General features: G+C 40.7%; 9 protein-coding genes. 3 read left to right on the forward strand and 6 right to left on the reverse strand.

All coding sequences use genetic code 11. From position 1 onward, the window contains the following. Window positions 1-233: 233 nt before the first annotated feature. The 5 genes from Aru01_RS02900 to ettA all read right to left on the reverse strand — a co-directional run bounded on the left by Aru01_RS02900 (window position 234) and on the right by ettA (window position 5,849). Entirely contained in the window at window positions 234-1,766 is a 1,533-nt protein-coding gene (locus tag Aru01_RS02900) for a pilus assembly protein (protein WP_016657714.1), read from the reverse strand. Between the two features lie 26 nt (window positions 1,767-1,792). After that, window positions 1,793-2,470, reverse strand: a complete 678-nt coding sequence (locus Aru01_RS02905) for a hypothetical protein (protein ID WP_016657715.1) — start codon at window positions 2,468-2,470, stop codon at window positions 1,793-1,795. After that, window positions 2,463-3,452, reverse strand: coding sequence for a PilW family protein (locus Aru01_RS02910; protein WP_016657716.1), 990 nt, complete (start codon window positions 3,450-3,452; stop codon window positions 2,463-2,465). The genes Aru01_RS02905 and Aru01_RS02910 overlap by 8 nt, the downstream gene beginning before the upstream one ends. Beyond that, entirely contained in the window at window positions 3,442-3,966 is a 525-nt protein-coding gene (gene pilV, locus Aru01_RS02915; protein ID WP_016657717.1) for a type IV pilus modification protein PilV, read from the reverse strand. Before pilV ends, Aru01_RS02910 begins: the two co-directional genes overlap by 11 nt. A 221-nt stretch (window positions 3,967-4,187) precedes the next feature. Beyond that, window positions 4,188-5,849: an energy-dependent translational throttle protein EttA gene (gene ettA, locus Aru01_RS02920; RefSeq protein ID WP_016657718.1), complete on the reverse strand. Its 1,662-nt coding sequence runs from the start codon at window positions 5,847-5,849 to the stop codon at window positions 4,188-4,190. 309 nt (window positions 5,850-6,158) lie between these two features. Here ettA and Aru01_RS02925 point away from each other — a divergent pair, with 309 nt between their 5' ends. Next, window positions 6,159-7,436: an O-acetylhomoserine aminocarboxypropyltransferase/cysteine synthase family protein gene (locus tag Aru01_RS02925; protein ID WP_040331421.1), complete on the forward strand. Its 1,278-nt coding sequence runs from the start codon at window positions 6,159-6,161 to the stop codon at window positions 7,434-7,436. A 288-nt stretch (window positions 7,437-7,724) separates the two neighbouring features. Further along, window positions 7,725-8,612, forward strand: a complete 888-nt coding sequence (locus tag Aru01_RS02930) for an SDR family NAD(P)-dependent oxidoreductase (protein ID WP_016657720.1) — start codon at window positions 7,725-7,727, stop codon at window positions 8,610-8,612. 357 nt (window positions 8,613-8,969) lie between these two features. On the opposite strand, the gene Aru01_RS02935 is transcribed toward Aru01_RS02930, so the two are convergent. Next, window positions 8,970-11,330 (reverse strand): Tex family protein, encoded by a 2,361-nt coding sequence (locus Aru01_RS02935; protein ID WP_016657721.1) that lies wholly within the window; start codon window positions 11,328-11,330, stop codon window positions 8,970-8,972. A 572-nt stretch (window positions 11,331-11,902) separates the two neighbouring features. On the opposite strand from Aru01_RS02935, the gene ompR reads away from it, so the two are divergent. Beyond that, window positions 11,903-12,667 carry an osmolarity response regulator transcription factor OmpR gene (gene ompR, locus Aru01_RS02940; RefSeq protein ID WP_016657722.1) on the forward strand — a complete coding sequence of 255 codons (765 nt, stop codon included), beginning with the start codon at window positions 11,903-11,905 and terminating at the stop codon, window positions 12,665-12,667. The last annotated feature ends 17 nt before the right edge of the window (window positions 12,668-12,684 follow it).

Here is a 12,684-nt window from a genome sequence, read left to right on the forward strand (position 1 = left end):
TACTCTCACATGAAGGAAAAACTTTTCAGATTCGGTTGAACCTAAAAAGGCGGATATTTTACGATATTTTAAAGATAAGTGAAAGCTCAATATTTGAGTTATCCGCAATTTTGAATTTATTCTTTTAAATTTATCCCCATTTCCATCATTTACTTCATGCCGATCCACTGATTTTCTTTGTATCATTTTTATACTGACTTTTGTTTATTGCCCTAAAAATCTAAGTACAAAATTCACTCAAGTTTCGCCTCTGACCAACTCAGCCGCTGTAATACCAGACTAAACTTAAGGCACTGACTGTTCTTGGAAGGAGTAACTTGGCAAAAACCTGATGGTATATTGAATAGATTGAATAGAACATCTGCCCAGATATTTTGTTCAATGATCACAGATACCTCTTTTCCACCCCTTCCCTTACCAAGTAAAACAGACTGACTTGGCACCTCACTCGGCCTTGAGTAATTGCAGGTTTGAGGGGTCAAACAGAAGCGGTATAAATACATCTGAGCTGGTGTAGTTCTATCCTGACACCCTTTCCTTGATGCGCTGACCTGCGAACCCACTTGATTTTGCTCTGATGTTTGATACACATGTGCATATAGCACATCGTTCATTACTAAAATTTCGCCTAAACCAACAACGCTTTGAGTAGATTGAGTTTGAGGAGCATATGGATACCACCAACCGTAGGCATCTTGATCCTTCTGATTATCTGTATTTTGAGCAGTCGATTTCCAACGCACAAGTTTATCTAGACTAATATTCAATGTATTGAGCTGGTCTGTGTGATACAAATCAGTACGGCTAATATCATGGTCATTAAGCACAAATAAGCCATCTTGCACTTTAAGCACATCTAATCCAGTAAAATTAAAACGGCTAGACTGTAGTGCTACACGGACAAAGAGCGCTTGCTGATTAGATTTATGATGAAGAGATATACTCGGCATTTGATAAAAGCGAGGACTTCCACCCTGTGCTTGATGCACATCCAAAATCCGCACAACACGTCTCACCAAGGGCTGAGCCTGATTGTCGAAATCTACGCGGAAAACTTGCCCACCTAAATCACCAAAATATAATGCATCGACCAAGCCATCAGCATCGCGATCAATCGTATTAATCTGTGACACCACACTATATTTTAATTCTGTATGGTATGTCGCCTGTACTGCGCCTAACGGACTACTTGCTCTTGCACTCGCCCACCAAAGCAAGTCTCCACTATGAGCATCAAACATATAGACACCAGCCCCCACAGCCAAATCAGGATCATAATGAGGACATTGATAACCTTGGTGATGAAACTGAGTATCACGGCAGTTCACCTGTGTAGTTGCATCATAACCACCTCCCACAAACAGCACCAACTTAAGCTGACCTTTCCAGCTCACATAAGCTAAGCTAGGTTTAGACCAACTCTGCCCCATGTACTGTAGTGCTGCAAAACTTTTCCTTGTATTTCCAACAATTACTTGCTGTTGTTCTGGCTCAATACTAAATAATGTTGTTCTGTTTTTAGCGCCAACAATATAAGCATGGTAACCGCGCCCCTGTTCACCTTCTCCAGCATAAGCAAGCTTCGTCCCCATCCCCACAGGCCAGATTGTTTCTTCAACACTGAATGTATGCTGTTGCGCCAGATTTGTAGCCTCACACTGAGCTTTAAGACCATCCTCGACGACATTCCCGCGCCCCACACCAACCACCACGGCAGCCAAAACGCCGAACAAGGACACTAGGGCGAGTTTTATTTTTTTATTCATCTCGTTTCTACTGTCATCACTTCTCTTCAAGCGATCCTTTGTAGTCTCCCTGATAAGCTATAAATTGCCTGCTGAACATTGAACCTCACATTCATTTGAGATAAACAAATTTGAGCCTGTAACTTCGAGCGCTGTAAACAAGCAGCAATGCTTGCCAAGGACTGAAGCCCCAACTGCGGTAAAATGGAAATCACTGTAATTTCATAGTGCTGATTGAGATGTGGAGCAACACTTTGACCTAAACTCATCGCCTCAGGTGTCGCTAAAAATGGCGTTAACCTGTTGCGATTCAGTTCGATATAAAACTGTGAAAGCCCCCTAAATGACTCCTTTTCAACATGATCAGCTTGGCAAAATCCTCGATGAGTACTTAGCTTTCCGTGTGAATCAATTACTCCCATCTGCTCCACATCAATGACACTCGCTGATGCGTCATAACAAAATATTAATTCATGCTGTACATGTTGCTCGTCACTAAAGTACTCCCATACGCCATGCCAAGCCTTCGGTTGATGAATCAGCTGCACATCTTCCAAAGCAAATAAAACCGCATCCGAGTTTTGCCAAAGCAAAGTATAAATATGTCCTTGGCGTGCTTGTCGCAACCCTAAGTAACTTGAGTTGATCGCGATTACAGTGATGATGGCGATCAATAGACTTACAACCATCACGACCACTAAAGTTGCACCACTCTGCCTATTCATTTAGCACGGCCTTGGGCTGTAGTTTTTGTGTATTCCTTAAAGCCACAACCTGACTCACTACTTGTCTTAAATAATATGGATATTGTTGCTGTGAGCTTAAACTCACCATCTGATCTAACAACATATAGCGCTTTTGTCCATCTGCTTGAGACTTCATTGTGCTGGGCATACTGGCGCGTATTAAAAAGCCAAGCTCTATCGATATAATCTGATAAAAAGGCTGTTGATCTATGACCAATGCAGCCATCAATGTCTGGTACTGATTCACTGTCATATAAGCCAATCGACCATCGGGTGCTTGTACACCTAGACGTAGTTTAAAAGCCTCAACTCTTTTAACTAGTTGCTGCCCACCACCGTTTAAACCATGGATATTTGTATCACCCGGTCGATACCAACCACTTTCACAAAACAAAGAATACCCAGTGGGTTCATTGGGGATTTGCTGTGGATCTGGGGCAACGAAATAACGATTGACAATAACCTTTGCTTTCTCAACATCAGCAGCATTCTCCTCAATTTGCCGCCCTTCACAATCAACGCCAGCAATATAGCTTTTTTTGATATTTTGCTTGATCTGATTGCTCTGTCTGAACTGAAAAAATGGCCGGTATTGAATTAACAATTGATCACTTTTTTCTAAAGTTCCAGCTTCGCTATATGCTTGTTGTGTTGCCAAGTCTTTAATATTTTGTTGAATACTCTCAGGCAAATTAGCTTGACTAAAAATGATGCCTGAACCATTGACTTGATTATTTATCTGTCCGCCTGAAGGCATATTAAAATTACTTTGTCTTATATCCTGAGTAAGTATTGCCAAGCCCCAGTAAGCATGTTGTTGCACTTCGTCTAAAGCATATTGTGAATGTAACATTCGCTGCGCACTTATCAGCATCGTAACCGCAGCTAACATCACAATTAAGCCTAGAACTAAAGCAATGATCAGCTCCAACAAGCTAAATCCAGCAGAACTAGCCCACATAGGGATAAGCTTCTACAACTAAACAGTGCGCATCGGGATAATCGTTTCGAGCATGAATACATTCAGTCATTGGCGGTTCGGCTTGATCGACCTTCTTATGTCGCCATGCCACATAAATACATTGCCGTTTTTTCGTTGAACTTTGACAAGGTAAAATTGCAATTTGCATCGCCCGCTCTTGTGCCTTATGGCTCACTTGAACAAAGTCAAATTCCGCCATCGCCCCTGAAGAGCACGGTATTGCCAAAGTACAAGTCACAGTTGAATTTATTGTAGAAAAATTCACTTTTTGCATAAAACCTTGGGGATTAACTCGTATTCGTTCAGCCATGTCTTTCGCCAGATTAACCGCATCAATATAATGACTTGCCTCCTGAGCAGCATGCATAGCCCTCACCTGCAAAGCGGCATATCCAAGTACACTGATCGAAAGCAGTAGTAAGGCCAAAAGCACTTCAACTAGCCCCAAACCGTGTTGATTAATGTGATTGCTTGGATCTGAAATAATATCCATACAGCGCAATGTCTACGTTCAAATCGTCCAAAAAATAATAGCGGTTCTATTTCTCATACCAAGTAAATACTGACTAGATGTAGCGAAAAGCAGATTGCTAGTTTTCTATGCATCACCTCAACACAAGATTCATCATAATTTAGGCATAAAAAATCCCAGCCTAAGCTGGGATTTTTAATCACACCTGAGTTACCTGAAGCACTCAGATTTTGATAGCTCAATTAGCCAGTAATCTTTCTGTATTTCTTACGTTTTGCATCAACGTCATCACCTAACTTAGAACGGCGATAAGCTTCATACTCAGCATAGTTACCGGTATAGAACTCTGGCTGTTCATTTTCAAATGACAAGATATGTGTTGCAATACGGTCTAAGAACCAACGGTCATGCGATACAACCATTACTGTGCCTGGGAAGACTAAAATTGCATCTTCAAGTGCACGCAAAGTTTCAATATCAAGGTCGTTTGATGGTTCATCGAGCAAGATGACGTTTGCACCTTGCTGCAAGATTTTCGCCAATTGTAAACGGTTACGTTCACCACCAGACAATTCGCCTACGCGTTTTTGCTGATCTTGACCTTTAAAGTTAAAACGGCCGATATATGCACGTGAAGCGATTTCATAATCACCCACTTTCAAGATATCTAGACCACCTGAAACTTCTTCCCAAACTGTCTTGTTGTTGTCCAAAGTATCACGGATCTGACCAACATAAGCGACTTTAACAGACTCACCTAAAGTAACAGTACCCGTATCAGGTGATTGCTCACCAGTCATCATACGGAATAAAGTTGTTTTACCTGCACCGTTTGGACCCACGATCCCAACGATTGCTGTAGGTGGAACAGTGAAAGAAAGGTTTTCGTAAAGCAGACGACCATCAAAAGACTTACTGATGTTTTCAACTTCAACAACTTTATTCCCTAAGCGCGGGCCAGGTGGAATATAAATTTCTGAAGTCTCATTACGCTGTTGGAATTCTTTAGAGTTAAGCTCTTCAAAACGTTCCATACGCGCTTTGTTTTTCTTTTGCTGACCTTTAGCATTCGAGCGTACCCACTCTAATTCTTTTTTCAAGGCTTTAGCAAAAGACTCTTCTTGCTTCTGTTCCTGTTCTAAACGAGCATTTTTTTGCTCTAACCATGAAGAGTAGTTACCTTGGTAAGGAATACCATGTCCACGGTCAAGTTCAAGAATCCATTCAGCAACGTTATCTAAGAAATAACGGTCATGGGTAATCGCAACAATTGTACCAGCGAAGTCTTTAAGGAAGCGTTCCAACCAGCTTACTGATTCAGCATCCAAATGGTTCGTTGGTTCGTCTAGTAACAACATGTCTGGTTTAGACAACAACAAACGACACAAAGCTACACGGCGGCGTTCACCCCCAGAAAGCAATGTTACGTCAGCATCCCAAGCCGGTAGGTTCAATGCGGCAGCCGCAATTTCCAACTGGTTATTGAGATTGTGTGCATCCCATGAATGAATGATTGCTTCTAACTTTTCTTGTTCTTTCGCAAGTGCATCAAAGTCTGCATCTTCTGCAGCGTATTCAGCAAAAACCTCATCCAAACGCGCTAAAGCATCAAGTGGTTCACGTAAACCATCTTCAACGTTACCACGAACGTCTTTATTTGGATCTAGTGGTGGTTCTTGCTCTAGATAACCGATTTTGATCCCCGGTTGAGCACGTGCTTCTCCCGAGAAATCTTTATCTACACCCGCCATAATACGGAGCAATGTAGACTTACCTGCACCGTTTAGACCTAGTACACCAATCTTTGCACCAGGAAAAAATGATAAAGAGATGTCCTTTAAGATTTCGCGCTTAGGCGGAACCATTTTGGACACACGGTTCATCGTGTAAATATATTGGGCCACGTAGGACTCCTCAGTTAAATAACCTAAATATCGCATTTGCGAAAAAATTCCCCGCCATTATACGATGAAAGCGCTGAAAAAATAAGGCATGTCTTTACAATCAACACAAACTTGAAAAACTGCCAACTCGCTTAGTTAAATCGAATATTTTTATTTTAAATCTCGATTAAATATCGAAAAATATTCCTTAGAATTCAATCTATCCATATCATTTTTAAATATAAATATTGGGTTGAATTAGCTCTTTCATTGCAAAAGATAAATGCTACACTTGCTGCACAAATAATGTCACACAAAGATGATGGAATCATGACGTATAAAGATGAGACCCTAGCCATTCATGCTGGTTACAGCCCTGAAAGTACAACCAAAGCTGTTGCCGTGCCAATTTATCAAACCACTTCTTATGCCTTTGATGATACGCAACATGGCGCAGATTTGTTTGACTTAAAAGTACAAGGCAATATCTATACACGCATTATGAACCCGACCACTGCCGTACTTGAACAGCGCCTTGCTGCACTTGAAGGTGGGATCGGTGCATTGGCAGTAGCATCAGGGATGTCTGCTATTACTTATGCGATTCAAACTATTACTGAAGCTGGTGACAATATCGCATCCGTTTCAACACTTTATGGCGGTAGCTATAACCTATTTGCACATACTTTACCGAAACAAGGTATTGAAGTTCGTTTCTTTGATTATCAAGATCCAGAAGCTTTACATAACCTGATTGATGAAAAAACTAAATTGGTTTTTGTTGAGTCAATCGGTAACCCACTAGGTAATATTATCGACCTAGAAGCTATTGCTAAAATCGCACACCAATATGGCGTACCTGTTGTTGTTGACAACACTGTCGCTTCACCAGCACTACTTAAACCATTTGAACATGGTGCTGATATTGTTGTGCATTCTTTGACTAAATATATTGGTGGTCATGGTAATAGTATTGGTGGTGCAATTGTAGACAGTGGTAAATTCCCTTGGGGTAAATACCCTGAACGTTTTAAAGTATTAAATACACCAGATCCAAGCTATCACGGTGTCAACTACGTCGAAGCACTTGGCGATGCAGCCTATATTGCACGCGCTCGTGTTGTGCCATTACGTAACACAGGTGCTGCAATCAGTCCGCTTAGCGTGTTCCTTATTTTACAAGGTCTTGAAACACTCAATTTACGTATGGAACGTCATACAGAAAATGCGATTCGCGTTGCTGAGTATTTAAAAGCGCATCCAAAAGTAAAATGGGTTAACTATGCTGGCCTAAAAGACCATCCACAACATCATCTCGCACAAAAATATCTTAAAGGTAAACCTTCTGCGATTTTATCTTTTGGTGTACAAGATGGACGTGAAGGCGGAACCCGCTTTATCGATGCATTACAACTATTTACTCGCTTAGTCAATATTGGCGATGCCAAGAGTCTCGCTTGCCACCCAGCGACAACAACTCACCGCCAGCTCAATGAAGAAGAGTTAAAGTCTGCAGGTGTAAGTATTGACATGGTTCGTCTCTCTGTCGGGATCGAACATATTGATGACCTCATTGCAGATCTAGAACAAGCGTTAGCACAAGTTTAAGTGATATACTAAAACAGCGTAAAATAAGTAAAGGCCGAGCGATAATCTCGGCCTTTGTTTGTTTAAAATGCGAACCACCTTTGCTAAAACATGTATGGATCTTTTTTAAACCGCATTTCAACTGTGCTTTATTTCACAATCATTCGCCGCGATTGCAACAAAGAATATAGCACTAGAAATAATCAAAATATTAGTTATTATGAAAAAGGCAAAGCTGCTTAATATTCGCTTTGCCTTTTATATAACAATTAGTATTTTAGAGATGGTTTTGCAGATCAGGGAAAATTTATGAATCAAAAATTAGAGCAACTTTTTAATGCCAAAGTAAACGGTAAAACTGTACTCATTACCGGAGCCTCGAGCGGAATTGGTTTAACCATCGCTAAGAAGCTTGCCGCAAATGGTGCCCATGTATTATTACTGGCACGTACAGTAGAGACTTTGCAGCAAGTCCAGCTAGAAATTCAAGCAGAAGGCGGCAAAGCAACGATTTTTCCTTGTGATCTCAATGAAATGGCCGAAATTGACCGCGTGTCTAAAGAGGTTTTAGCAAGTGTCGATCATATTGATATATTAATTAACAATGCTGGACGTTCGATTCGTCGCGCAGTGCATGAATCCATTGACCGTTTCCATGATTTTGAACGTACCATGCAACTCAATTACTTTGGTGCGATCCGTTTAGTACTCAACATCTTGCCACAAATGATCAATCGTCGAGATGGACATATTATTAATATTAGTTCAATCGGTGTACTTGCCAATGCGACACGTTTCTCAGCTTATGTCGCCTCCAAAGCTGCACTAGATGCATTTAGTCGCTGCTTATCCGCCGAAGTACATAGCCATAAAATTGCGATCACTTCAATCTATATGCCTTTGGTTCGCACACCAATGATTGCACCAACCAAGATATATAAATACGTACCAACACTCTCACCAGAGCAAGCTGCCGATCTGATTGCTTATGCGATTGTGAAACGACCGAAAAAAGTAGCAACCCACTTGGGTCGTCTTGCCTCAATGACCTATTCTGTCGCACCAGGAATTAACAACAAATTGATGTCTATTGGTTTCAATTTATTCCCAAGCTCTTCAGCATCAGTGGGCGAACAAGCCAAACTTAACTGGATCCAACGTGCTTATGCTCGCCTTTTTCCAGGTGAGCACTGGTAGAATAAACTAAGTTCTTCATCTAAAATGGCCTACACAATAGGCCATTTTTTATAGAATTCTCAACAATAATAAATGTAATCATTAACGCTTTAAAATCTTAAATTAAAATAATAAAACTGCAAAAGTTCAAATCTGTTGGCTAAATTAAATCTATGCAACGTTAATATTAATTCGTCATTTAAATAGAATGAATTAAAATCATATAGTAATGACATTTCAACTTATATAAAATATTTGTGACTTGAATCAACATTTTAAATTTATTGATTTAAATAAAATCAAATACTAATGAAATACTAAAGTAATAAAAAAACCGCTTAGATATACGTCTAAGCGGTTTTTTCTAAAATTTAAGGCTTACTTCGAGCCTTTAATCCCAGCTTGTAATAACAATGCACCTAAACCACCAATTTTATTTTCTTGTGGTTTCGCTGCTTGTGGCTTATTACGCTGTGGACGGTCACCTTGTGGACGCGACTGTTGCGGACGTTTAGCTTGTGGCTTACGCTCAGTACGTTGTTCATTTTGCTCACCACGACGTGGCTGTTGACGCGCAGCTTTAGCAGCAGAAGCTGAACCTTCAGGACGCATAGACAAGTTCACACGCTTACGCTCAACATCGACTTGAATTACACGTACTTGTACAATCTGACCTGGCTTAACCACTTTATGTGGATCTGAAACAAACTCATTCGCCAATTCTGAAATATGAATCAAACCGTCTTGGTGTACACCTACATCAACAAAAGCACCAAAATTAGTCACATTAGTAATCACACCTTCAAGTTGTAAACCTTCAGTTAATTGTGATACTTCAGTAATATCTTCACGGAACTTTGCAGTACGGAATTCTGGACGTGGGTCACGGCCAGGTTTCTCTAATTCACTTAACACGTCTTGGATCGTTGGCAAACCAACTTGATCATTGACAAAATCTTCTGCTGTGACTTGACGAATGATTTCTGTATTACCAATGATATCTTTCACAGTCGTTGCCTTGGTCTGTACAATTTGCTCAACCAACGCATAACGCTCAGGATGCACAGAAGAAGCATCTAAAGGCTCAGAACCTTCTAAAATACGTAAGAAACCCGCAGCCTGTTCAAAAGTACGCTCGCCAAGACGTGGTACATTTTTCAACGCTTGACGGTTGTCAAAACGACCATTTTCTTTACGGTATTCAACAATTTGCTGAGCAATTGCTTTGTTTAAACCAGCAATATAGCCCAAGATTGCAGCAGATGCTGTATTTACATCAACACCAACAGCGTTCACACAGTCTTCAACTACAGCATCAAGTGTTTTAGCCAAACCAGTTTGGTTAACATCATGTTGGTATTGACCTACACCAATCGACTTTGGATCAATTTTCACTAATTCAGCCAGTGGATCTTGCAAACGACGCGCAATCGAAACTGCACCACGAATCACGACATCCAACTCTGGAAGTTCAGCCGCTGCTAACTCTGAAGCTGAGTAAACCGACGCACCTGCCTCACTTACAGTGATACGAGTCAAGTTAAGATCAGTATTTTCAGCCATCATTTCAGCAATAACTGCTTCTGTTTCACGGCTAGCAGTACCGTTGCCAATCGCAATTAAATCAACATTGAATTCGCGGCATAGACGGGCAAGTTCAGCAATTGAACCCGCTTTATCTTCTTTAGGCGCAAATGGGTAAATTGTGCTGTGTGCAACCACATCACCAGATGCGTTTACGACAGCCAACTTAACACCCGTACGAATACCAGGATCTACACCTAATGTGCAGCGAGCGCCAGCGGGTGCAGATAAAAGCAAATGACGTAAGTTTTCTGCAAATACTTGCATAGCTTCAGCTTCTGCAGTCAAACGCTTTTCAGTCAATAAAGAATGTTCAATACTTGGACGAACTTTACCTAACCAGAATAACTGAGCAGTTTTCTTCAAGAAATCTTGACGTGCTTGAGGTTGGATTTGGTCAAGTGCATATTCAGCTTCGATATGAGCTAAAGGCTCTGCATCTTCACCATCAACTTTAAGACCTAAAACGTTTTCTTGACGACCACGTAACATTGCCAATAAACGATGTGATGGTACTTTGTTCAAGTTTTCCGAGAAGTCGAAATAGTCTCTAAACTTCTTACCCACTTCTTTCTTTTCATCACTTGCAACTAAACTTTTGAGGACAGCATCTTTAGAGAAGATCGTCTTCAGTGCCGTTGTCAGTGCAATATTTTGCGCCCATTCATCAATAACGATGTGTTGGATCGCATCAAGTTGGCTCTCAACATCGCTGTAGTCTTCATGACTAAAGCCTTCAAGCGCTACTTGTGGTTCAATATTTTCATTTAAGATTTTGTCCGCGATTGGACCTAAACCTGCTTCTTTAGCCTTAAACGATTTGCTGGTACGTTTCGGACGATATGGTGCATAGATTTCTTCTAATGCATTTTTGGTCTCTACAGCATTTACGCGAGCCAGTAAATCATCTGATAATTTATTTTGTTCTTGTAGTGATAAAATAACTTTTTCACGTCTTTCAAATAAATCACGTAAATACGCTAAACGCGTATCAAGTTGGCGCAACTGCGTGTCGTCTAAGCCTTGCGTTACTTCTTTACGGTAACGTGCGATAAATGGAACGCTGGCACCTTCATCAATCAGCTTGATGGCAGCCTCTACTTGGTTTGGACGTACGGCAAGCTCACTTGCCAACTGCTGAACTAAGTCAGTCATCGTGTTTAATTCCACAGGGATAAGGACTAAAAGTTAGTGATTATAAAGACCAAGACTATAAAATCCACAACTGTTTTACATTTTCTTCTTTTATTAACCCACAAATGTTTGATTTTAAATCATTTTCTAAGAAAATTATTCCTTATTTTCTGTGCGTATTTGAAGTCCTGTTTACAATCGCAGAGCTTATCATGACTTGAGTTGGCTATATACTAATTTTTCACTGGCTGGCTTTCAATAGCTACTTGCCAGATCCTAACAAGTTTTTCTCAAGAATATTTATTTTACATTCGCTTTCAAATCGTTTTGAGATCAAGCATAGCCCCGAATATATTTTAAAACCCTGATATAATATAACCACTCAAAGCACCAACAAAGTACAATAAATCAGCAAATTGCACAATTCAACCAGTGCAATTGAATGCAAAGACTTTAAGATGTTGCTTTTTGGTATTTTAATACTCGACATAAATTGTGTTTTTGAGCAAATTGATACATAGTCTTAACAATAAGTTAAGCAGTATACTGAGCTATACCCATATCTATAATTAACTATGTTTACGGAGTGCATCATGAGTTTGGTTGTACCTGCTGAAAATACGGATGTTGTACACAATGACACCGATCGCGTCGAACGCATTCTCGTAGTCGATGACGATGTCCGTTTGCGTACTTTATTACAACGTTTCCTTGAAGATAAAGGCTTTGTAGTCAAAACGGCACATGATGCAACGCAAATGGATCGTTTATTACAACGTGAATTATTTTCATTGATCGTACTCGACTTTATGCTTCCTGTTGAAGATGGTCTAAGCATTTGCCGCCGCTTACGTCAATCGAATATTGACACCCCAATCATTATGCTTACCGCACGTGGTAGTGATGCTGATCGTATTGCTGGACTCGAAGCAGGTGCAGATGACTATCTGCCTAAGCCATTTAACCCAAATGAGTTATTAGCACGTATTCGTGCTGTATTACGCCGCCAAGTCCGTGAAGTCCCTGGTGCGCCAAGTCAAAATATTGAAGTGGTCTCTTTTGGCCCTTGGTCACTCGACTTGTCTACTCGTACACTAACTCGTGAGGGTCAAGTTGTTACCTTAACCACAGGTGAATTTGCTGTACTCAAAGCCTTGGTTCAACACCCACGCGAGCCATTAACACGTGATAAATTAATGAACTTAGCACGTGGTCGTGAATGGGGCGCAATGGAGCGTTCAATCGACGTTCAAGTTTCACGTCTGCGTCGTCTTATTGAAGAAAACCCTGCGCGTGCTCGCTACATCCAAACAGTTTGGGGCGTAGGTTATGTGTTTGTTCCAGATGGTGCTGAATAATCACCTTAAGACACCCT

The organism is Acinetobacter rudis, from assembly GCF_000829675.1.
Taxonomy (GTDB): domain Bacteria; phylum Pseudomonadota; class Gammaproteobacteria; order Pseudomonadales; family Moraxellaceae; genus Acinetobacter; species Acinetobacter rudis.